Here is a 23,974-nt window from a genome sequence, read left to right as displayed (position 1 = left end):
TATCAGTGCATCCGTGGGCAAGACGGGTGCACATTTTTAAAATTCGGGAAATGCTTAAAGAAATAAAATTTATTCATGTTAGAGATATCTGCATTAAACTTATGGTTTTTGTATTCAAGGAAACTGAAGATTTAATAGAAAATTCTAACAACAAATATGCAACTCGAGTGCGAAATGCAGTCTTAGCATTGGGTTACTCAATTAATCATTTAGAGGATAAGGAAGATGATGATTACATTTCTAAAATTTTCTTAAATACATTAACGGAACTCGAAAAGAATTATAGGCTTATAAGGTTGAATGGGTTAATTGATGATGAAAGGTTAATTAACGTTTTGATGCAAGTTGAAAAGTTTAGATCAATGGTTTAGTGGCTGTAAATAATTTCAAAATTCTTATCCCCAATATTTCCCCCGAAAAAAGCAACATATTTTTATTCTCATCTGTCCATATAATTAGCAACTTGTAAAGTCGCGTTTCTAAGGTTGATACTCCTGTTAATATACCTATCATCAATATTCGATTCCTAAGGATATACCAGAAAGTAATCTAAAAATGGAATAGAAAATCGTTGTTTTAATAAAAGTCTAATTACGTCTAATCATTGAGAAGATGATATTTATTAAGGCATCATTCTTATATGAACAAATCTTCAAAAAGGTCCAGATAAAAATAGCCGAGTAATGACTATTAAAATCATGTTTTTTTGGTCGTATAGATATCTTGACATAGATCAATTTTCATACTTTTTGATACATAGATCAAATATATGTTACTAAATGATAAAAAAAGTTATATATTCGTAACATAAAATGAACTATTGTATCTGTTTCAATGGTTTAAATAAAAAAGAATTAGAATGAAAAATATATTATTCCTACTGTTTAGCCTTTTGGTAACATCTGTTTTTGCTCAAGATGCTACAGATATCATGCAAAAAGTTGATGCTAATATGGCATCTGAAGCGAGAATAGTTGAATCGAAAATGACTATTCATGGAAGAAGAAACTCTAGAACGGTTGAATCTAGATCGTATACAGAAGGAAATAAGAATAGCATGACAGAATACCTTGCTCCTGATCGAGATAAAGGAACGAAGATGCTTAAGATTGAAGATAGGCTTTGGATTTATTCGCCTGATACAGATCGGACTGTTCAGTTATCAGGACATATGCTCCGCCAGTCAGTAATGGGGTCTGACTTGTCTTACGAAGATATGATGGAAGATCGGGAATTGCTAGATATCTACGATGCTGAGATTGTTGGGGAGGAAGAAATCGATGGACGAAATTATTGGGTGATTCAACTCGATGCTAAAGTCGAAGACGTGAATTATGTAAAACGAAAAACATGGATTGATCAAGAAAGATATATTCCTATTAAAGAAGAAATGTATGCTAAAAGTGGTCAGCTCTTAAAGTCAACGACCTTATCAAATGTGAAAAAGATCGATGGGCGATGGTTTCCCACAAAGACCATTTACAAAGATGAGCTTAAAAATGGCAGTGGAACTGAATTCAAAATTGTAAATATTAAATTTAATGAGAAAATTCCAGACTATATTTTTACCAAAGCGGTATTGAAGAAATAGAATGCATAACCTATAATATTAAAGAGCGTGAGTGAATCAAGTGATATAAAAATAACAAAGTCCGTAGCAGCTTTAATTTCAGTGGGAAAAGAACTGTTTTGGAAATATGGAATAAAAAGAATTACGGTAGAAGAAATTTGTGATAAAGCAGAGGTGAGTAAAATGACTTTTTATAGAAATTTTTCCAATAAGCACGAATTAGCTTTACTCATTTTCAAAGGTGTGGTAGCAGAAAATGTAAATAGTTATAATGCTATTATGTCTAGTGAACAGACATTCCCTGATAAAGTGAAAGACCTGCTTGACTTGAAAAGGAGGGAGTCTAAGAATATGAGTGTGGAATTTATGGAGGATGTGTATTCAGGTGATAATGAGTTTGCTTATCTAAAGAATTATATTAGTGAGTATTCAAGTAAATTCTTAGTACAATTAAAAGGAGATTTTAAAACAGCGCAAGATGAGGGTTTTATAAGATCTGATATGAATGTTGATTTTATAATTTTTATGCTTCAGAAATTTCAAAATGTTGCAGAAGATCCATCCTTGCGGAAAATTTATAGTTCTACAGAAGACTTAGCAATGGAAGTAGCCAATTTGTTTTTTTATGGAATAATGAATGAAAATAAAGAATAGTGAAAAATTGTCTTTCGATCATGATGTTGTTTATTTTGACTTTGGGCAATGCTCAGCAAAATCTGTCCTTCGATGGGCAGCTGTCAGCAATTACGAGTTATAGTCCTCAAGTTGAGAAACCATTTTTTGCTGGATTAAGATATATACCTGAGTTGAATTATGGAATTCAGATCGACACGTTTTCAAATTTTAATTTTGAAGCTTCTGCTAATATTAATGGTGTATGGAATGAAGGAGTTACGGATGGCAATATTTCCCCTTACCGGTTATGGGCAAGATATACAGGGAAGCAATTTGAAATTCGTGCGGGATTACAGAAGATTGAATTTGGCTCCGCTTCCATACTGAGGCCGTTGCAGTGGTTTAATCAGGTAGATCCACGTGATCCGCTGCAGCTTACGAATGGAGTTTATGCGCTATTAGGCAGGTATTATTTCTTGAATAATGCAAATATTTGGGTTTGGGGATTGTATGGAAACGAAGGCGCTCGAGGTTTCGATCCCATTCATTCTAATAAAAGTATTCCTGAATATGGAGGAAGGGTTCAGTTTCCTGTAACGAAAGGAGAACTAGGTCTGACATATCATCATAGAGTAGCAGATTCAAGGGCACTTGAATATCTTCCTTCTATTGATAGAATTCCTGAAAATAGGATCGGACTAGATGGCAAATGGGATGTTGGAGTAGGGTTGTGGTTCGAAGCAGCGCACCTATGGAGAACAGAAATGATAGCTGTGTTTAAAAACCAAACCACGATAAATGTTGGGGTGGACTATACTTTTGGATTAGGGAATGGCTTAGCGTTTATAGCGGAACATATGATCCTGAGTTACGATGAAGAGGCTTTTACTTTTGGGGATCCAGTAAATTTTACGGCTGCAACAATGGCTTATCCGCTGACCTTTTTTGATAATATTGGGTCCGTTATTTTTTATAATTGGAATACCACGGATGTTACTTTTATATTGAATTATGAGCATCAATTTAATAAGGTTAGTATGTACGTGATGGCTTATTATAATCCATCTACTACTTCTGGAATCCAGGATAATGATTTAGTTTATTCATTCGCAGGACCTGGGATAAGGTTGATGGCGGTGTATAATCATTAGGTGGTAGGTGATAGTGGATAGAGGATAAGTGATAGTGGATTGGTGAAATTTAGACTCATTAAGCGAGCGCGGATGAAATACAGGGAGAGCTAGGACTGCGACCTGTCTTGCTTTAGCGAGAAGCTACATTTTGTTTGTTGATGTAGAGGATCGTGAAGGATGGAGACCGAACCCATAAAAATCATTCTTAGCCACCGCTGGTGATCGGACAAGTCCTCCGTGTGAGACCATGGGTTTTTTATTGCTTAGGTAACCGCAATAACACAAAGATAAAATACAAGATTATGAATACAGAAACCATTATTTCCATCGAAAACTTAACAAAACAATTTCCTGAAGGAGATGGTTTTTTTACAGCCTTAAAAGACATAAATCTCACTTTCAAAAAAGGCGAATTTACAGGAGTAGTGGGTCCAAGTGGATCTGGAAAAACAACACTACTGAACATCATCGGATCTCTCGATAAGCCTACCTCTGGAAAGGTCAATGTATTAGGTCTAGACATCGGTAATTTATCACATAAAGAGTCTGCTAATCTGAGAAATAAGCACATCGGTTTTATTTTTCAAGTTTACAATCTCTTGCCAGTTTATACCGTCTTCGAAAATGTAGAATTCGCTCTCCTTCTTCAATCTTATACCAAATCAGAACGAAAGAAAATGGTGATGGAATCTTTAGAATGGGTAGGTTTAGGCGACCAAGCTAGTAAACGCGTCACCAAATTATCAGGTGGCGAAGGTCAAAGAGTGGCCATTGCGAGAGCAATGGTGAAACGTCCACAAATTGTAATTGCAGATGAGCCCACGGCCAACTTGGATGCTGCAAATGCTCATGCCATTTTAAAAACCATGAAAAAGCTGAATCAAGAATTGAATACGACCTTTCTTTTCTCAACTCACGATGAAAAAGTAATGACTTACTTAGACCGGATCATTCACCTAAGAGATGGCAAATTAGAAAGTGAAGAATTTATTTCACATGAAAATGACAAGGTATGAAACTCGCATTCCAACTCGCATATAAAAATCTAATCGGTGCTGGATTAAAGACCTGGCTTAATGTTGCAATTCTTGCATTTACCTTTCTGCTAATCATTTTCTATAATGGATTTATCGATGGGTGGAATCGGCAAGCATTAGTAGAGGCTGAAAAATGGGAATATGGTGAAGGCCAATTATTGAACGAAAATTACGATCCCAGAGATCCATTTACCATAAAAGATGGATATGGCAAGCTACCTTCAGAAGAGGCACAGCATATGACGCCTATTTTGCTGCGGCAAGGAAGTATCTATCCAGATGGACGTATGTTTCCGATCATGATTAAAGGCATTGAAATAAACCAAGATGTATTAGCATTCCCTGCAGATAAATTGGTGAATTCAGATGAGAGTATTCCCATTTTAATTGGAAAAAGGTTAGCTAAATCTACCAACCTGGAAGTGGGTGACCAAGTTTTAATGCGATGGCGAGATAAGAATGGAACATTTGATGCGGCAAATGTTACGGTAGTGGAAGTTTTTAAATCGGATGTAGCAAGTATAGACGCAGGACAGATCTACATGTCATTAGATAAATTATATGAAATCACGGGTTTACAAGACGTTGCGACAATGTATATAGGTGGTGAAGGTTACGTGTCTCATGATGTGGAAGGGTGGGTTGCGAAAGACAAAGAAGAGTTGTCATCTGGATTAACGGCCATTATAAATACAAAGAAGGCAAGTGGATCGATATTGTACATTTTGCTTCTGGCTATTGCGCTGTTAGCTATTTTCGATACCCAAGTGTTGTCTATTTTTAGAAGGCAGAAAGAAATTGGTACTTATATATCGTTAGGAATGACCAGAATACAAGTTGTGAAGTTATTTACCGTAGAAGGTGGAATGTATAGTTTGCTGGCGGCAATAGTTGCTATCATAGTAGGTGTTCCTCTTTTCTGGTATGTTTCTAAAGTAGGAATTTCTATGCCGAGTGCTTCTCAAAGTACTGGCGTTACGATAGCAGATGTTATCCACCCATATTTTAGTCTATCATTGATCGTGACAACTTTAATCTTAGTCATCGCTTCAGCAACAATAGTCAGTTATATGCCATCGCGTAAAATTGCGAAGATGGATCCTGTGAACGCTCTAAAAGGTAAAATACAATGATAAAGTTTTTATTGAACGGGATACTAAGAGACAAAAGCAGGAGCGTACTTCCTGTCATTATTGTTAGTATCGGAGTAATGCTTACGGTTCTTTTGAGTGGATATATGGCAGGAGTTTTCGGTGATGTTGTTACTCAAAGTGCAAAATTTGATACAGGACATGTCAAGATAATGTCTAAGGCTTACGCTGAAAATATTGACCAGTTGCCTAATGATTTGGCACTCTTGGGTATTAATGAAGTCATTGCGCCACTTCAAGAAGCGTATCCAGATATGGATTGGGTTAAGCGGATAAAGTTTGGCGGATTACTGGATGTGTTAGATGAGGAAGGCGAATCGAAAGGCCAAGGTCCAGTAACGGGAATGTCATTCGAAATTTACTCTGGGAATGATTCTGAATTAAAGAGAATGAATTTTGAAGATGCTCTTGTGGAGGGGAGTATTCCGGCTGCTAAGAATGAGGCATTGCTAGGTGTGAAATTTGCCGATCAATTAGGACTGAAACTTGGTGATGAAATGACTTTTATCGGTTCTACGATGAATGGCAGTATGGCATTTACCGTTTTTAAGCTCGTAGGGACGGTAAGATTTGGGACAGCAGTGATGGATGAAGGTGCTATGATTATAGATGTCGCTGACGCGCAACACTTACTAGACATGGAAAATGGTACTTCTGAAATATTAGGTTATCTGGATAATGATGTATACGATGAGGAAGCAACCCTTGAAATTAGTAAAGTGTTTAATGCCAGATACGCGGATTCCAAAGATGAATTTGCACCAATTATGATTCCCTTGAAAAAACAGGGGGAACTTGAAGAATTGATCACATTGGCTGATTCTATGTCAGCCTTGCTTATCGCTATATTTATATTTGCAATGTCTATTGTTTTATGGAATACTGGGTTACTGGCTGGATTAAGAAGATATAAAGAATTTGGAATCAGATTGTCGTTGGGTGAAACGAAAGGTCATATCTATAAAACATTCATCGGAGAGGCTATTTTGATAGGGATTATTGGTTCTATCATTGGCACTATAATAGGACTCATCGGGATTTATTATTTGCAAGAAGTTGGGATCGATATTAGTAGCATGATGGATCAGATCGATGCTGGTTTTATGATGCCTTCAGTGATGAGGGGAAAGGTAACTCCGAATTTATTTTACATTGGATTTATTCCTGGCTTGTTTGCGATGGTGCTTGGAAATATGTTGTCTGGGATGGGTATTTATAAGCGACAGACTGCCAGTTTAATGAAGGAATTAGAGGTGTAGCATTTTGTTTTAGGTCAATTTTTGAAGTAACGTTCAAAGTTTATGCTTTGTAACGATTCTAAAGACCTTTTATATTGACTGGGTATTAAAATTCTTATTGAATTCCAATGCGTGTAAATATGAAACTAAAATCAATAGTAATGTAACATTTCACAGCCGTTGACAAGTTGTGTTGCGGAACACACCTACGCAACAATTGCAAATATTAAAGATGTACTCATATCCGTCATATCATAATCACAAGGTCATAAAGACCAGAAAACCAACGTCATTTATTTGGCGAAATTTGGGAATAATGTTATTGATAAAAATCAACTTTTTTTATAATATGTTTGACTGTAAAGATAAATCAGACAAAATTTGATGTTTTACATCCATTAATCTTTTAGCTAGCTCCCACTTAGTGTTAGATATATCCGAGAATTTTTTGAATTGATAAACGAACGCTGAAATTGCTTATTTAAGTGCTGTTATTAACTGGTTGGGCAAAAATTAAAGTTTTTCTTAAAACACTTTATTTAAGAGGTTGAAATAGATGTTGCGTCATAAATGTAAGATGACTTTTAAATTATTTTTTATAATTACTAATCATGTCTAATATTTTACTTGATTGAGAATTGGCATCTATTTCTTTTTCTTCAAATGTAACCTGAAGAATTTTAAAAGGATCCTCATAAGCTTCGTTTCGCTTTATTCTTATAAGAAAAGGAAAATAATCAGAAAAACCATAATTGTTCCAGGACAATATTCGATATTCTAATTTGCCATTAGTAAAAAAATATCTTCTTATAAAATCGTTTTCTATGGAAATATAGTACTTTGAAATTTGTGATTTATTACTATTTTTTAATAAATTATGATCGTTATCGTTACTTATTGTTTTCTCAATGTTAAATACAAAACAATTACCTAAATCACTGTCTAAATACATTTCATAATCAACTATATTCTCGACTCCAGAACCCCACTCTCCTCCTTGTTTTTCATTAGGTCTATATTCTTTTGATATTACTTTGCCTTTGTTCACATTATATAATGTATCATTAGATCTATTTATAAAGTAAGCATTGCCAATAAGTGGATCTGGACTATGATGATAAATATAATCTTGTGTTACTTCAATTACGAATGTGTGAGATCCTATAATGCAAGTGATAATTAAGTATTTCAATTTTAGCAATTTAAATTCCAAGGCGATATTGGTCCTCCAGGGCAATAAGAACTACTTCATTTAATTCCTGAGAACTCTTTGTTATTAGTAAACAAATCATCTAAATATAGAAGATAATTTACTTTTTTGATTAATGATACTAAATTTAGGATAGAGTAGTTATAGATAGTATGATCTTGCATCAGTAAAATGACTTAACTTTAAACTTAAAATACAACATTGAAAAAACTTTTATTCCTATTATGTATTGTGTCGATCGAGGCTTGCTCTATCTTTCAAGGGCAGGACGACCAATATGAATTTTCATGGGATATGGCAGTTGAGAATCATACTGGAATTCCGAAGAATTTGTACACTATAGATGGGAAACAGCGTGGGATGAGTGTGTTTAATTGGAGAGATAGTTTAGATCAGTCTTTGAATCAGTTGATAAAAAACAACGTGGAGTGGGTTGCGATAATCCCTTTTTATTTTCAAGAAAATGATCGAACTCGGGAAATGAGAATACCTGAAATGACCGGTAAGTGGGATCGTCGAGATTCGTCATACATGAATGTTATCAATAATATTCATAATCGGGGTTTGCATGTCATGTTGAAGCCACACTTATGGATGAGGGATGGATGGAGGTCTGATATCAAACTTGAATCGGATGATGACTGGGATATGTGGTTTGAGTCTTATCGTAAAAATTTGATTCATCATGCGATGTTGGCTGAAACATTAAACATCGAATTATTATGTATAGGAGCTGAATTTAGAAGTTCAATTTTGAAGCAACCGGACAAGTGGGAGGGCTTAATTAAGGAAATTAAGTCAATTTATAGTGGAAAATTGACGTATGCGGCGAATTGGGATGCAGAATATTCGGAGGTGAAGTTTTGGGATAAAATGGATTATATCGGTATCCAAGCGTATTTCCCATTGACAAAAAATGAATATCCAACGTTAAAAGAAATTAGGTCTGGGTGGAAGCGACACATAAAAATGCTGGAGGATTTATCAGGAAAATATAACAAGCCCATATTGTTTTCGGAGATTGGTTATAGAAGTGACAATGTTGCCACCATAGAACCTTGGGTTTGGGGATCGGCACTAAATAATGACACTTTAGTTGTCGCATCGAATATGACGCAAAATTTAGCTTATGAAGCTTTGTTTCAAGAACTGTGGAATAAGAAATGGTTTGCTGGAATGTATTTTTGGCAGTGGCATAATGATACTGAAAGAAGAGCACGGTATGGTGAAAGAGATTTTACTCCCAGATTTAAACCAGCTGAGAATACATTAGCTAAGTGGTATGGGAAGGAGGATCATTCGTCTAGAGAGTAATAAAAAAAACTCATGGTCTCACAAGGAGGACTTGTCCGATCACCAGCGGAGGCTATGAATGTTTTTTTGGGTTCGAAGTTTATCTTTCACAAACCATGATCATTGATAACTAGAGCTAAATGTCCTTGTCCGATCACCAGCGGAAGTCCATCAGATCATTCCGCTTTCGAGTAGTAAAAAACTCATGGTCTCACATGGAGTGAGGCTATGAATGTTTTTTTGGGTTCGAAGTTTATCATGCAAAAACCATGATCATTGATAGCTAGAGCTGAAAATCCTTATCCGATCACCAGCGGAAGACCATCAGATCATTCCGCTTTCGAGTAGTAAAAAACTCATGGTCTCACATGGAGTGAGGCTATGAATGTTTTTTTGGGTTCGAAGTTTATCTTTCAAAAACCATGATCATTGATAGCTAGAGCTGAAAATCCTTATCCGATCACCAGCGGAAGCCCATTAGGGCATTGCCTATTGTAATAAAAATTTTACATATCTCACAAACACAATAGTATGTTTGATTTAGGGCGACAAAGACACAATATTAGATATGCTAATTTGACTTGACTGGTAGTTATGTTTTGCTTCGAAGTAGAAAATAATTTATATTACAAAAAAGTTTAGAATTTTGAAATAGAAAGAGCTCGCTAATTCAAATTCAAACTGATATTTCTAGTTTATTACTAACATTTAAAAACTGAAATAATGACCTACTCTACTTAGACGTTTGCATAAGATTTGAAATTTTTACTAATACCCGCCTCAACCTAAAATACATATTAGATTAATCAGTTTTCGCGACACTACAATTTGTGGTAAGCCTAATCTATGCATACTTGTAAGGGTGGTAATTATTTTGAAAATCAAAAATTTATGAAATATTTACATTCGATCCTATTATTTATTTTCACTGCCTCCGTTTCGTTTGGGCAAATGATTAAACCAGTTGACTTGGTGGCAAGTCAGCAAGGTCAGTTTACTTTCGTAGATATATTATCTGTCGATAATACTCAGCGGTCTACGAAAGAATTTACCAAATTAAAAGACTTTCAACTTTTGTCTTTAGACGCTACCACCCTTAATAATGCGATGAGATCTGGGACTCAAGCCATTGAATTACGGGTCCCCATTAATGAAAAGAGTGAACTGACACTTGAATTGGTAAAGGTGAATTTGTTTGCTGACGATTTTGTGGCTCAGGAGCAACCATCTGGAAGGGTGATTGAAAATGGTTTCGGCACTCACTTTCGAGGAATCATTAAAGGATTTCCAAGGTCTCTAGTCTCTATAAGTGTATACGAAGATGAAATTGCGGGCTTCATTGCTCATCCAAAATATGACGGTAATTTCGTGTTGGGGAAACTGAAAGAGAAGCAATTGAAATCAAGCACGCATATCATTTACCTTGATACAGATATGAGCTTTGAACAATCTATGGCTTGTGCAACGACAGATGAAGGAGAAGCTTATACAGAAGCGGATCTCGCTCCATCTTCGAATAGGGCATTGACGGATTGCGTTCGATTGTTGCTGGAAGTTGATTATAACTTACATCAAGAACTTGGAAATTCGACCACAGCAAGTAATAACTATTTGAACACGCTATTTAACCAGATTTCAACGATTTATGCAGGCGAAAGTATTAATACCGTGCTGAGCCAGTCGTTTGTCTGGACATCATCTAGTCCTTACAGTGGTTCTTCTACTAGCGCAAAACTATCTTCTTATCAAAACAACAGGAATAATTTCAATGCGGATTTTGCCCAGTTATTGACCTTTGCTAATATCGGTGGTCTTGCAGCAACCATTAACGGTGTTTGTAAAACAGAGAATAGCAGAATGTGTGTCAGTGGAGTGGTGAATCAATTAGAAACTGTTCCTACATTTTCTTTTGATGTTGAAATTGCATGTCACGAATATGGTCATCTTTTCGGATCATATCATACACATGGATGCTACTGGAATGGGAATAATACTCAGATCGATGATTGTGGAAATGTGGCAGTTGCCAATCAAGGAAATACTCCAGAAGGAAATGCATGTTTTAATTCGAATAATCCTGTTTACCCGAATAATGGAGGAACAGTGATGTCCTATTGTTACGCGATTAGTGGGGTAGGGGTCAATTTTTCTAATGGCTTCGGAACACAACCTGGAAATGCTATTCGTAATAGAGTCGCAAATGGAACTTGCTTGCAATCATGCAGTACAGGCGGAGGTTGCACAGAAAATGAATTAGACCTAACCATTGTAACGGATCAGTATCCAGGAGAAACCACTTGGACGGTGAAGAATAGTGGAGGAACAACTGTTGCTTCTGGAGGATCGTATAGTGGGGCGAATACAACTTATACCGAGTCTATATGCATTCCGGATGGTTGTTACACTTTTACTATTAATGATTCCTATGGAGATGGAATTTGTTGCTCTTATGGAAATGGTTCATACACATTAAGAGGCTCTGATGGTTCTGTTATTCAAACTGGAGGGAATTTTGGATCTTCAGAGACAACTAGCTTTTGCGAAGGTGGTGGCACACCTGGAGGAAGCTGTGTGGAAATCGACTTTGATGATTATAGCGTAGTGGCTTACGGCAATGGTCAAGACAATGGCACAGCAACTATTTTAGCAAATGGAGATGGTGTTTCCATTTTTAATAATGCTTGGAAATCTATATCATTAAATTATACGGTTACGGCTAATACAAAGATATCTTTTGAATTTGGATCAACTACTCAAGGTGAGATTCATGGATTAGGATTTGATACGGATGCAGGAATATCATCTGGTTATACCTTCCAGTTATACGGGACTCAAAATTGGGGAAATAGAGATTTTGATTATACTTCACCTGGAAATTGGCAGGCATTCGAAATACCTGTAGGACAATATTATACAGGAACATTTAATCGGTTGTTTTTCGCAGCAGATCATGATGGCGGTTCTAGGAATGGAAACACTTATGTGCGGTACATTAAAATCTATGAAGGTAGTTCATGTGCTGCCAGCCAAGGAGCTGAGGATGTTGCAGTAAGAAATGGGTTTACACCGATGGTAGATGGGCTTCCAGATGGATATATTATGGAGAGAATGCAAGTATACCCTAATCCAGCTAGCAACTTTGTGAATGTGTCCATTCAAAGTAAAGAAAATAGAAACGGGGACTTGGAGCTTTATAATATGATAGGGCAGAAAATAAGTATTCAGTCTATTCAGATAGAAGAAGGTCAGAATACTTTTAAAATCGCAACAGATCAACTAACTAGTGGGACTTACTTTGTTAAGTTACGAGGAGGAGAAATGGATGATGTAGAAAAAATCACAATTGCAAACTAACGTGAATTCGGCTAGTTACACCTGTAACTAGCCGTTTTTTTACTTTTAAAAATTAATGGATCATAGTTTGTTTATTTCATTTCTAGGTTAACTCATCATTCTTAAGAAAGGAAAAAAATTGACATAAAATAAAAAAAGGCAGTACCGAATCGATACTGCCCATCTCAACTATTCAATTAACTTAAATTAATTTTATTCCGCCAGTATTAACATCATACATAGCGCCAATAATACTGATTTCATTATTTTCCATCATTTCCACTAAAACTGGACTTCCCGCCTTAATTGCTTCAATAGAATTCAGTACATTTTGCTCAGCAACTTTATTTACAAATCTTGTGTTACTTGAATTCCTTTCTTCATTTTCAGATGTTTTTACAGCTTCTACTGCAGGTGTTATTTTTGCTAACATCTGAGTTAAGTTCCCTAACTTCGCATTATCACATGCGCCTTTAATCGCACCACATGAAGTGTGACCAAGAACCATTATCACTTTAGATCCTGCTAGTTTACAAGCGAATTCAAGGCTTCCTAATATATCGTCATTGATGAAATTACCAGCAATTCTGGCATTGAACAAGTCACCTATTCCTTGATCAAAAATAATCTCGGTTGGAATTCTTGAATCAATGCAACTAAGAACTGTTGCAATCGGGTATTGGCCTGTAGAAGTTTGCTGTATTTGTAAATTGAAATTTCTATTAATACTTACATTGTTAAGAAATCTTTGATTACCTTCTAAGAGTATTTGTAACGCGTTTTCAGGCGTTACTTTTGCTTGTGCTTCCGCATTAAATGCATCCATTTTATATTGTTTTTATAGTTATAGTATAATATGAAATAGATAAAAGCATTGTTTTGTTTATGCTGATATCCAATCGTTTAGTTTATTTAACTTGCTTTTCTTAATTTGAAAAATTCTTTATAGCTCGGTGGGTTTTCGACATTTCCACGTTCTGAAATGATAAGAATAGAAATGTTTTTGGACTTAGCTATTCCAGCAAAATCTTCTAAAATCTCCACAATATCATAGTCTAGAAATCTTGTTTTTGTAATATCTAGTTCCAGGTAAGAGTCCTCAGGAATTGAATTTAATTCCTTAAGAATTGCGCCCTTATTGATAAACGTTACTTCTTCTGCTAGTGTCATTCTTAGTTTCTTCATACCATTGTTTTTGTCTTCGATGTGTAGGAAGTGGGAATTTTGATAGCTCTTAATTAAAATAACAACTACGCCTACTAATAATCCTAGGGTAATTCCGACTAATAAATCTGTAAAAATGATTCCAAGTACAGTTACAATAAATGGTACAAACTGCTTCCACCCTTGCTGGTAAATGGTCTTAAACATAGCCGGTTTAGCCAATTTGTAACCTACCAGAAGTAGAATTGCTGCTAGTACAGACAAAGGAATCATATTAAGTAATCCTGGAATTAACACTACTGAAAAAAGTAGAAGGAATCCATGTATAATCGCAGACTTCTTAGTCTTTCCTCCTGACTGGGCATTAGCAGAACTTCTTACAATTACCTGGGTAATAGGCAAGCCTCCGATAAGTCCAGAGATAATATTTCCTGTTCCTTGAGCCATTAATTCTCTATTCGTGGGTGTAACTCTTTTTTGTGGATCGATTTTATCAGATGCTTCTACACATAACAAGGTCTCTAGACTTGCTACTAGTGCAATCGTAAAGGCCGTAACCCAAATCGCAGGATTCGTTATCGCTCCAAAATTAGGGAAACTAAATTGACCTAAAAAAGAATTAAAATCAGTAGGAACAGGAACACTTACTAAATGAGCGTTCTTAATTCCGAAAGTAGCATTTCCAGTTGTTGCAGTGTAATAAATGATACCCAATACAACTGCAACTAATGCGCCCTGAACGATTTTAAAAATTTTAGATTTATGGACTAAAACTTTCTCCCAAAGAATTAAGATAGCCAAACTTACAAAGGCAATAATCGTCGCTCCTAAGCTTATATTATTGACCATCTTTAAAATTTCGGAGAATGTATTTTCACCATCTACTTGAATAAATGCAAAGTCTCCAGATGGATCAGCATCATAGCCGAAAAAATGTGGAATTTGTTTTAGAATAATAATTATACCGATACCAGTTAACATTCCTTTAATGACTGAAGACGGAAAATAGTATCCGAGAATTCCTGCTTTCAAGAATCCAAAAATCAGTTGGATAAATCCTGCAATAACAACTGCTAAAAGAAAATTTTCAAATCCACCAAGTGTACCGATGGCAGTTAATACAATTGCAGCTAACCCAGCTGCTGGTCCACTGACACCGATCTGTGAACCGCTTATAGCACCTACGACGATACCACCTATAATTCCAGCAATTAATCCAGAAAATAAAGGAGCACCACTCGCAAGTGCGATACCTAGACATAACGGCAATGCAACGAAGAAGACAACGATACTTGCGGGTATGTCATTTTTTAGAGTTTTAGTACTCATAACAAAATGTGTTTAGTTTAAATATTATTTATGAATGTAGGCTAATACATACAGTGAATGGACGTCACACTGCCAGACGATAAGAGGTATGGTTATAATTCAGGAGGTGGAGAATGTAGCTCTCGATACGGGGTAAGAAAACCATCTCTATGCTGTAGATCAGCTAATAATTGATAGCTTATTTCAAATTCTTTAGTAGAATTTGTATTAAAATGATAGATTTTAGATTCTTCTTTTGATTGGTCTTCTTCACCTTCGTGTTCATTCTCATGAGAAAGCTCGATGATGGTGATTTGATACTCTTGAGCAGTCCATAGATTGTTTGCTGCCTCAGTGTAAATGAGCGCTGACAAAATGATGAATACGTAGAATATCTTCATAGGATTTCTAAATCTGGTGCAATATTACACATTTTTTTTATTAATGACAGTAAAACTGTCATTAATATTGTCTATATTGACAAAAATGTATGGAAAATGGTTCTTGGAATCAAGTTTAAAATGATTGATTCCCTTTATACAAGGGATCCTCAGGATACGGATTTGGGAAAGAAAATAATTAAGAATAGTATCTTACTTATTGACGAAATTGGGTTTGAATCCTTCAATTTCAAGAAACTGGCTGCGAAAATCGGATCAGCAGAGAAGTCGATTTATAGATATTTTGATAACAAACATCTTCTATTGCTTTTTCTAACTTCTTGGTATTGGGAATGGGTGCATTACTTGATTAATGTAAACGTCAAACAAGTCTCTGATCCAAAGCGTAAGCTTAATATTGTCATTGAAAACATAGTTTTAGCCACTCATGAAAATACTTCGAATGAGTATATCAATGAAAATATTCTTCATAGAGTAATTATAAAAGAAGGTGCGAAGGCTTACCATACTTTTGACGTTGATGATGAGAATAAGGTAGGATTGTTTTACTCTTATAAGTCACTTACTCAAACGGTTTCAGAAATAATACTTGAGGTTAACCCGAATTTCAAATATCCACTAAGTTTAGCGAGTAATTTTATAGAAATGGCTAATAATCAGTTCTATTTCGCAAAACATCTTCCTAGGCTTACCAATATTAAGAATTGCGATGATATGGAAACGGATCTTGTGGAAATGTTGAATTTGTTTGCTGATAAATTACTGAAATAGGTTATATAGATACAAGGTTATCAATACTTTTTGCAGAAGTAGCTTTTATTTATTTTTCTTCTTTCGAACTAACTTTATTAGCTTTCTATCTTTGTTTAAGGCATATCGATCTCCAGGATATATAGTGTAAGATTTTCCTTTTACGCTCTTATAACTTGAAGGAATCCCAGAGTGTGTCACCCAATTGATTTTCTCATTTCTTTTCTGCTTTTTATCTTTGATAAATGCTGCATCGTAGGAAGGAGTACCACCAAGACTAGGCGTTATTGTTTTAATTTTTTTACTGCTTTTAGATGTAGATGTGGTTTCGTCAGTGTTATCAGAAATGCTATTTTCAGTAGCGTTTTTCTCAATTATCTTTTTTGTAGAAGATTTGACAACCTCCGTACCTGCCTTGTTCGTAGTAATACTGGCAGATGTTTTAAAAGTAGAATACATGGTCTTGAATCTTAAGTAGTTTTGCATTTGACCATTTAATTTAGCTGCATCCACTGCTTCTGGTAGTCCGTTTTTGGATTTTTTGGAAATTGATTTTAAGTTTGTATTTAATATTTCTGGGAGTTTAACTTCCAATTTTTGATTGAGTTCCTCTGTTGTGTTTTTTAGCAAATTTTGAAGATGGTCCATATTTTTAATTTCTCCACCTTCCCTTAAAGTGTCTCCGGCCGCCTTTATTTCATTAAAGTATTCTTTTAATTCATTAAACTTCTTGGCATTCTTGCCTTTATTAGATAAGTCTAGAAAAGCATCACAGATTCGATCTCCATATTTACCAAGGCTTCTGATTACATCAGGATCGTTAGGGTTTTTAGCAAATTTGATAATATATTCTCCGTAAGCACTGAAATGGCCCATTAAAACTGAATTCTTCTCATCCGTTGTTAGTGCTATTCCTTTTTTCTGTTTTTGCGTAGCCCATAAGAAATCCTCAGTTTTATTTTGTTTTCGTCCAGCATTCACTGCAAATACACCTGCGCCTGTATGATAAGAGGCAGGATCTGAAATATCTACTAGTGTTAACCTTTTCTGTATTTCTGTCACACATCGCACTTTCTCAACTTCATCTGATGCAGCGTTCAACTTTTTATAGAAATCATCGATTTCATTATTGAGGATTTTTATTTCCTTTTCATTAAGTTTTTTGAATGCATATTCTTCCATTCCTCCATCCTTCAGTAGTTTCTGATATCGAGCTACTTCTTGAACATTTCCAGAATCTTTGGCTTCTTTTAACAATCGATTAAGAACCATTCCGTTTTCTAAATATTGCTGGTTATTCTTAACCGTTTTTAAGGATTTTTTGGAAAGTGATTTATAAGCGTACTTTAATTTGCTTTCACCAAAAAGTCCCATGTCAAAAAAGGCTTCAGCTTCTTTTTTGGTGGTAAGTCCGTATCGTGATTGCATCCATTTATATACTTTTTCTCGAATTGCGGTACTTTTATCTCCAAGCACAGAAGCATCTAAATCACTAGTTATTTTTACCGTAGATCCTGTTCTACTCACTCTTCCTCCCCATTTTTCTACTTGTTCAGTAATTAAATCAAATTCTTTGTCTCTGAAATCCATCAAGTAAGATTGAATTCTTTCGTATTTGTCTGTTTTTTTAGCTAAGTTTTTCCATCCACCACTTGCCTTTATCGCATGAATCATGTCTTTTCTATTGGTCAATTTGTAGATAGGGACATGACTAGCATTTCTTGCTATTTTCGCATTTAAGGCCATTGTTTTAGCTTGTTTAAAAATTTCGGTTCCATCTCCCGTCACTCCTACGATAGTTCCGCCCACAGCAAAGATCATATCTACTTTAGCCATTTGAACATCTTCGTTGTTAACGATCTTGTTGCTTTCTTCAGATGGGGATTGCGAAGCAGCTTTTAAAGCATAGTATTTATCAATGCTACCTTTAGCATCTTTCACATCCATTGCTAAGGCCGAAGCACCAAGTATTAAACTAGTACCTCCAGAGGTAAATGCAGCTCCGAGACTTAGAATTAAATTAGTGCCGAATTTTCCATAATTCCATAAAGTGTCCTTCGCCGATTCAATGGATATATAACCATCGACAATATCAGTATTTGCTTTCCATTTAGTTTGTTTTAATTTTTGGATAACAGGCTTAAAGTCTGTTAATTTTAGATTGTTACCTTTTAAATTCTTTTTCGTTTCATCGCATGCTTCGATTATTAAATTCAGTATTTTGCTAGCCTCTTGCTTTGCCGTTCTTGGCGAGGCCAATTTTTCTAAAGAACCCAAATGAGATTTAATGGCTCCGAAAAGTACTGGGTTTTCTGTAGATTTTTTGTTGAGAATTTCATCGTGTATTTTATACGTAGCGTTTACTCTTGACCATTCGTCCTGATGCTTTCCAGTTTTTGCTGTCATTGGAATTTCTGGTTTTTGATTTGGATTGAAAGAAACACCATGTCTGACATTCATCCTAGTTCCTTTGCTTTGATGCTCTCCTACAGTTGTATTTAATAAATTGGTTACTACATTTTTAGATTTACTTGCCGTTGCTGCAGAACGTTGAATACCTTCCATGTTTTTATCAAGATTAGCAAGTTCGAATAGAATTGCAGACCTACTAGAATTAATGTTTCTTAGGATTTCGGCCTTGAGATCGGCTATAAATTTGTCGCGTTGTTCAGCATAGTCTGGGCGATGAACTCCAGTTATTTTAAAATCTTTAACTCTTTTCTTTTCATCAGCTGTAGGTTCGAAACGATCTGGTTTTCGCTGAATAGGGAGGTCGGTCTGTGTGGAAGCATTAGAGAATTTTGCTTTGTATATTTGGGAAAAATCGTCAGTTTTTAATTGTCGAGTTAATGCTGTTGCATTGTGGTCGGCTTCTTTCTCTACGCCACTATCATCATTGATCGGCCTTCCATTTTTAAATTGAGTAGGCTTCGGAGCACCTCCTTGATTCTGAATAGCATGACTAATCTCATGAGCCATAAGAAATTGCGTTTTTGAGCTAGAAGTATCCGCATTTTCGGGCATATATACTTGATTTCCTTGAGTGTAAGCTTGTGCATTTAATTTTTTAAGCTGGCTAGTGGGGGCGGTGCTTATCGAAAAATCTGATGCCAAAATTTTCTTAAGAGCTGGATTATCTTCACCAGAAGCAGCAGCTTGTGACTTCGATGAAGTTGTATTTTCGTCAGGACTTTGTTCTTTCTCCCTAGTTTCTTTCAGTTGAAAAGGAGGTGGGGCTAAAGTTGCTTGTTGATTAAAGTCACTAAAGTTGGCATTTGCAAATGAATGACTATTAATATTCTCAGAATTTTTTTTCACATTTTAAGGGTAAAGGGCACATTATTGAAAAACTAAAATTCCAGATTTATAATCGCAATGTCAATTACCCTAAAGGGTAATATTTTAGATGAATTTATTTTCATAAATTGAATCTGAGATTTAATGCTGAATATGAATTTTTTGCCACTGATACTGATTACATTTAGTTTGATGCTTATTTTTTATGGGTACCAGTTATATCGTGGTTTGAAAAATAGACAGCGAATAGAAAAACTTAAACTAAAACAGAGTTGGACAGAAGAGAAGAATAGGATATCGCGTGAACTTCATGATAATATCGGAGTGAAAATGAGCTTGATTCGAAGAAGCTTAGACTTTATCCAAGATAATTTTGATCATATTCCTAAGGATAGAATGATTAGGCAGATCAATTCATTGAATGAAATTTCTTCTGAAGTGAATCAGTCACTTAGAGATACGATTTGGGTGACGAAGAAGAATTATTTTAATGCAATTGAATTGTCAGAGCGTCTTTCTAGTTTTATCTTTAGATTAATGGAAAATGAAACTTCAGTTAAGATCGACTTACATAAGCAGATAAATTTTCCGGATGCTCGTTTTAGTGCAAAAGATTCATTGAACCTAATTAGAATTGTTCAAGAATCGTCAAATAATGCCCTAAAGCATGGAGAAGCAACTTTGGTAACGTGTGATATCTCGGATGCAAAGGACTATTTTCAAGTGATTATTACAGATAATGGGAAAGGGATAGAAAAGGAGGATGAAAGGAAGGGGAACGGATTAGAAAATATGAAATCAAGAGCGATGGAATCTGGTTTTGAATTAAAATTGAGTAGTGAAAGTGGGCAGTTTACAGAAGTATATATCAAAATAAGAAAGAGATGAAGGAAATTATAAAGGTCGCCATTGTAGATGATAGCAAGGTTACATTAAGAAATTTGGCTGAGTTAATTGACTACGATAAAGAAATTAAGATAAGTGGCACCTATTCTCGAGCTAGGATTTTTTTAGATGCGATGAAAAGGATAGACAAGAGTGAATATCCGGATGTGGTTTTGACAGATATAGACATGCCTGATATGAATGGTGTAAATATGATATTGGTCGCTAAAGCTCAATATCCAGAGATCAAATTTTTAATTTTGACGGTACACGATGATGAGAGTTTTCTATTCGATGCGATAAAAGTAGGTGCAAGTGGTTACTTATTAAAAGATGATAAGATTTCCATACTCATTAACCAGATAAAAACTTTAATCAGAGATGGAGGAGCGCCTATGAGTCCTATCATTGCAAGAAAGACATTGGATTTAGTTCAAAGAATTCCTGAATCCAAAGGAAAGGTAATATCTCATGAGTTACCGGAATTAACAGAACGAGAAATTGAAATTCTGAAATTAATGGTTGCCGGACATAATTATGAGCAGATCGCTACAATTATCCATGTTACTAAAAATACAGTTAAAAAACACATCAGTAATATGTATAATAAATTGCACATTTCTAGTAAGGCACAAGCTATTAAGATTGCTAATAGAAATGGATTAATATAAAACTGATGAATAAGATAACAACGTTAATCGGAAAGCAATTTCATGATGCATACCTTGGCAAAAACTGGACAGCAGTCAATCTAAAAGATACGCTTGCAGATGTCTCGTGGGAAGAATCGATTACACAAGTATATGGTCTGAACACCATTGCAACGCTTGTTTTTCATATGAACTACTATGTGAAAGGTGTTACTGCATTCTTGCAAGGGAAACCTTTGAGCATTAAGGATAAGTTCAGTTTCGAATGCCCGATAATTGCATCACATGACGACTGGATTGAATTTATGAATTCAGTTTGGTTGGATGCAGAAGTATTTACTGCATTAGTCTCGGAGCTGCCTGATGATAGGATGTTTGAAGAATTTGCAGATTATCAATATGGTAGCTACTTTAGAAATTTATGCGGAATTACTGAACATATCCACTACCATTTAGGTCAAATCGTTATGTTGAAAAAAATCATTCGGCAGCAAAAATCGACAGCAGCTATTTAATCTTCAAGGTCGAATTAGAATTGATATTAAGGACAGCATTCTTCCCAAGTGCCAAACTGTATATTTCTGGAATCTCGCAATTAGCTGCGATTTTTATCAAACCATCATAATTATAGGGTGGCATTAAACCATTGTCCCAGCTTGAATCTTCTGTCCATTGTTCTCCATGAACGCCATTAAAAATATATTCCGCAATTACAGGATTATTAATCGTCACTCGAATAGGGTAGTAGGCACCCGAGATTTCTTCAGCATCCCATTTGAAAGCGAATCCATCATAATTGGGATGACTTTTCAGGCCATTTTCATTTTCGGCTATAGCAAATAATTCATATTCACCATTGTTTACCTTTCTGGTATCGATTTTAAATTCATATCTGCTTTGAGGAGCCGGTGCAAGAGCATTTGTAGTAATAGTTGCCAGTCTCAAACTAGGCATAGAATCACTCCCAACTGGTTTAATATATAATTCTATGAATTTGATACCTTGCGTGTTTCCTGTACTCCATAATTCTGCGCTTTGCGCTGGGGAATGCAGAAGATATGGGGCCCACCCAGCCCACGCCCTATTTCCAGCTAGTATTTCTACAGGCACGGTACCACTTAGTTCTGTACTGTAAAGCGAGTCTCCTTCCTCACTTGGATATAAGCTGTCTATTTTGACAATTTTGGTAGGTACACCTAATTTCGGAAGATCACCATGATTCTTATAGGGATGAATTTGTGAAGGTGGAGTATATATTGGATACGCTCCATTTTCTGGACATTTTATTTCAATATGGACATTTACAATTCCTGTGTTTTGAGCGAAAAATTGAACTTGATTTTCTCCAATAATTACAGGTGAATTACCTCCCATTTCAACTTCACCGATTTTTATACGATTCGAAATTGCGGACCCGTCATAACCTACTAAACTATTATTTAATGGCCTTGAATTATTAGGTGCTTCAGGAAGATCATATTTATTTCCATTGAATAGTAAATAATCATCTATGCCAATGTCAAAGTAAGAGTAGTCATTTTTCATGTAGGTAAACACTAGCCAGACTTCATTCGAAATACTACTGGTTATCGGTCTGATATCATCAGGAACTTCAATTTTAAATATAGGGTTTTGATTATTGTAAGTGCTTGCTTTTTGTAAATCTGTGCCAATGATTCTTGTTACATAATTATGCGTCACAAAAGGATCTAAATCTGGTCCGTCGAAACCGAAATTGTCCCAATGTGATAAGAAATAGGGGTTGTCATCTTTAGAAGTATTGTAGCCGATCGTAGTCCAAAGCAAGTGATAAACTCCTGGTGAAAAGTTTCCTTCGTCGAACAGTGTATTAATTACAGTTGTACCGTCTACCTTTATTTCTATGCCATCTGAACCGAGAGATAACGAAAAAGCTCTTCTTACATTCGTGGACATTCTTCGTCCAAATTCTGGTAGATTAGCATGAGCTACCTGATAGGATTCACCTGCTGAATTAATCAAACTGACGGAGATTTCATGGTTTTTAGCTCTTATTCTGAGCAAATCTGCTGGAAGACCGACATCCCCATTAGCATCAAAAAAGCTCATGTGACCTGTTAGGTCGGTTTCCATAGGATTGAAATCCAGATACCAAACTCCTCGAGGGCTAAAAATCCCATCCATGTCAAAAACCACATGTCTTCTTTGGTTTTCTTCAATTAAGATCGGCTTTCTCGGCCTCTGTGCGACTTGAGATTTATCTCCGGCAGCGCCATTGAGTGTTCCATTTAAGGTATGTGAGTGACATTGTTTATTAATGAAAAACATATTGAATCTTGGGTCTGTTTGAGGAGTCATCGCATTATTCCATTTTAACTCATTCGCTGGACCTTCGGGCAAGTTGAAATCATCAAAGAAAGTCATAGAATTTTTAAGTAAATGAACTCTGGTGCTATCGCCACCTTCAAAGGATACGATGGTAGGGTTGCTTGCAGCTTGACCCAAACTGTTCAATTTAGTTACTTTTAAATGATAGGTAAGGTTATTAGCTATTGGCTGAAGTTGTGCCATATGACTTGCTGTGACCAATTTGTGGGGCGACTCAGCTGTTGCAAAGACTTTAGTTCCAGTGTGCTGCCCTGTAGAACATCCTTCGCCTTTGATCATTTGAATAGTATCCAAAGGATCAGGCCACCACTCAAGTAGATAACCGATAGGATCTGTTCCATCTACATCGATATCCCAAAGATGTCCACCAAAACTTTCACCTTCTTTAAAATCCATTTCTACAGTTGCAACATGATCATCTCTTACGATCTTAAGGGCTGGAGGATCTGCGCCATATAAAATATTAGGAAATATCTGCGAAAGCAGGATAATAGATATTGCAATTTCGACAAAATAGACTCTTTTCATTTTAAAGGCATTTCCTCTAAAATCGTCAATTTATTAAAAATGGT

General features: G+C 35.6%; 19 protein-coding genes. 13 read left to right on the top strand and 6 right to left on the bottom strand.

Annotated features, from left to right (window positions below):
- Positions 1 to 50: 50 nt before the first annotated feature.
- The 7 genes from L2586_RS05650 (at position 51) to L2586_RS05620 (ending at position 6,765) form a co-directional block, all read left to right on the top strand.
- Positions 51 to 371 (top strand): hypothetical protein, encoded by a 321-nt coding sequence (locus L2586_RS05650; RefSeq protein WP_235291826.1) that lies wholly within the window; start codon positions 51 to 53, stop codon positions 369 to 371.
- Positions 372 to 859: 488 nt separating this feature from the next.
- Positions 860 to 1,591 (top strand): outer membrane lipoprotein-sorting protein, encoded by a 732-nt coding sequence (locus L2586_RS05645; RefSeq protein ID WP_235291825.1) that lies wholly within the window; start codon positions 860 to 862, stop codon positions 1,589 to 1,591.
- A gap of 27 nt (positions 1,592 to 1,618) precedes the next feature.
- Complete coding sequence (locus L2586_RS05640) at positions 1,619 to 2,224, top strand: TetR/AcrR family transcriptional regulator (protein ID WP_235291824.1); 606 nt, start codon at positions 1,619 to 1,621, stop codon at positions 2,222 to 2,224.
- Positions 2,224 to 3,336, top strand: coding sequence for a hypothetical protein (locus tag L2586_RS05635; RefSeq protein WP_235291823.1), 1,113 nt, complete (start codon positions 2,224 to 2,226; stop codon positions 3,334 to 3,336). The genes L2586_RS05640 and L2586_RS05635 overlap by 1 nt, the downstream gene beginning before the upstream one ends.
- Before the next feature lie 284 nt (positions 3,337 to 3,620).
- On the top strand, positions 3,621 to 4,334 hold the full coding sequence (locus L2586_RS05630) for an ABC transporter ATP-binding protein (RefSeq protein WP_235291822.1): 714 nt from the start codon (positions 3,621 to 3,623) through the stop codon (positions 4,332 to 4,334).
- Entirely contained in the window at positions 4,331 to 5,488 is a 1,158-nt protein-coding gene (locus L2586_RS05625) for an ABC transporter permease (RefSeq protein ID WP_235291821.1), read from the top strand. The genes L2586_RS05630 and L2586_RS05625 overlap by 4 nt, the downstream gene beginning before the upstream one ends.
- Positions 5,485 to 6,765 carry an ABC transporter permease gene (locus L2586_RS05620; protein ID WP_235291820.1) on the top strand — a complete coding sequence of 427 codons (1,281 nt, stop codon included), beginning with the start codon at positions 5,485 to 5,487 and terminating at the stop codon, positions 6,763 to 6,765. The genes L2586_RS05625 and L2586_RS05620 overlap by 4 nt, the downstream gene beginning before the upstream one ends.
- Before the next feature lie 568 nt (positions 6,766 to 7,333).
- Here L2586_RS05620 and L2586_RS05615 read toward each other — a convergent pair.
- Positions 7,334 to 7,936: a hypothetical protein gene (locus L2586_RS05615; protein WP_235291819.1), complete on the bottom strand. Its 603-nt coding sequence runs from the start codon at positions 7,934 to 7,936 to the stop codon at positions 7,334 to 7,336.
- A gap of 219 nt (positions 7,937 to 8,155) precedes the next feature.
- Between L2586_RS05615 and L2586_RS05610 the strand changes: the two genes are divergently transcribed.
- Positions 8,156 to 9,268, top strand: a complete 1,113-nt coding sequence (locus tag L2586_RS05610) for a glycoside hydrolase family 113 (RefSeq protein WP_235291818.1) — start codon at positions 8,156 to 8,158, stop codon at positions 9,266 to 9,268.
- A gap of 870 nt (positions 9,269 to 10,138) precedes the next feature.
- Positions 10,139 to 12,601 (top strand): zinc-dependent metalloprotease, encoded by a 2,463-nt coding sequence (locus L2586_RS05605; protein WP_235291817.1) that lies wholly within the window; start codon positions 10,139 to 10,141, stop codon positions 12,599 to 12,601.
- A 181-nt stretch (positions 12,602 to 12,782) separates the two neighbouring features.
- On the opposite strand, the gene L2586_RS05600 is transcribed toward L2586_RS05605, so the two are convergent.
- The 3 genes from L2586_RS05600 to L2586_RS05590 all read right to left on the bottom strand — a co-directional run bounded on the left by L2586_RS05600 (position 12,783) and on the right by L2586_RS05590 (position 15,453).
- Positions 12,783 to 13,406 (bottom strand): carbonic anhydrase family protein, encoded by a 624-nt coding sequence (locus tag L2586_RS05600; RefSeq protein ID WP_235291816.1) that lies wholly within the window; start codon positions 13,404 to 13,406, stop codon positions 12,783 to 12,785.
- An 86-nt stretch (positions 13,407 to 13,492) separates the two neighbouring features.
- Positions 13,493 to 15,073 (bottom strand): SulP family inorganic anion transporter, encoded by a 1,581-nt coding sequence (locus L2586_RS05595; RefSeq protein ID WP_235291815.1) that lies wholly within the window; start codon positions 15,071 to 15,073, stop codon positions 13,493 to 13,495.
- 92 nt (positions 15,074 to 15,165) lie between these two features.
- Positions 15,166 to 15,453 (bottom strand): hypothetical protein, encoded by a 288-nt coding sequence (locus tag L2586_RS05590; RefSeq protein ID WP_235291814.1) that lies wholly within the window; start codon positions 15,451 to 15,453, stop codon positions 15,166 to 15,168.
- A gap of 96 nt (positions 15,454 to 15,549) precedes the next feature.
- On the opposite strand from L2586_RS05590, the gene L2586_RS05585 reads away from it, so the two are divergent.
- Positions 15,550 to 16,224, top strand: a complete 675-nt coding sequence (locus L2586_RS05585) for a TetR/AcrR family transcriptional regulator (protein ID WP_235291813.1) — start codon at positions 15,550 to 15,552, stop codon at positions 16,222 to 16,224.
- 45 nt (positions 16,225 to 16,269) lie between these two features.
- On the opposite strand, the gene L2586_RS05580 is transcribed toward L2586_RS05585, so the two are convergent.
- Positions 16,270 to 19,521: an eCIS core domain-containing protein gene (locus L2586_RS05580; RefSeq protein WP_235291812.1), complete on the bottom strand. Its 3,252-nt coding sequence runs from the start codon at positions 19,519 to 19,521 to the stop codon at positions 16,270 to 16,272.
- A 207-nt stretch (positions 19,522 to 19,728) separates the two neighbouring features.
- Between L2586_RS05580 and L2586_RS05575 the strand changes: the two genes are divergently transcribed.
- Genes L2586_RS05575 through L2586_RS05565 form a run of 3 tightly spaced genes read left to right on the top strand, consistent with a single transcriptional unit; the run spans position 19,729 to position 21,550 of the window.
- Positions 19,729 to 20,388 (top strand): sensor histidine kinase, encoded by a 660-nt coding sequence (locus L2586_RS05575; protein ID WP_235291811.1) that lies wholly within the window; start codon positions 19,729 to 19,731, stop codon positions 20,386 to 20,388.
- Positions 20,385 to 21,056: a response regulator transcription factor gene (locus tag L2586_RS05570; protein WP_235291810.1), complete on the top strand. Its 672-nt coding sequence runs from the start codon at positions 20,385 to 20,387 to the stop codon at positions 21,054 to 21,056. Before L2586_RS05575 ends, L2586_RS05570 begins: the two co-directional genes overlap by 4 nt.
- Before the next feature lie 5 nt (positions 21,057 to 21,061).
- Positions 21,062 to 21,550: a DUF1572 domain-containing protein gene (locus L2586_RS05565; RefSeq protein WP_235291809.1), complete on the top strand. Its 489-nt coding sequence runs from the start codon at positions 21,062 to 21,064 to the stop codon at positions 21,548 to 21,550.
- Here L2586_RS05565 and L2586_RS05560 read toward each other — a convergent pair.
- Entirely contained in the window at positions 21,543 to 23,930 is a 2,388-nt protein-coding gene (locus L2586_RS05560) for a hypothetical protein (RefSeq protein WP_235291808.1), read from the bottom strand. The genes L2586_RS05565 and L2586_RS05560 overlap by 8 nt on opposite strands.
- Positions 23,931 to 23,974: the final 44 nt, after the last annotated feature.

Origin of the sequence: Portibacter lacus (assembly GCF_021533215.1) — a bacterium.
In the GTDB taxonomy this organism is placed as follows: Bacteria; Bacteroidota; Bacteroidia; order Chitinophagales; family Saprospiraceae; genus Portibacter; species Portibacter lacus.
Note: the sequence above shows the minus strand (reverse complement) of the source record. Positions and strands in the feature narration are given on the sequence as shown.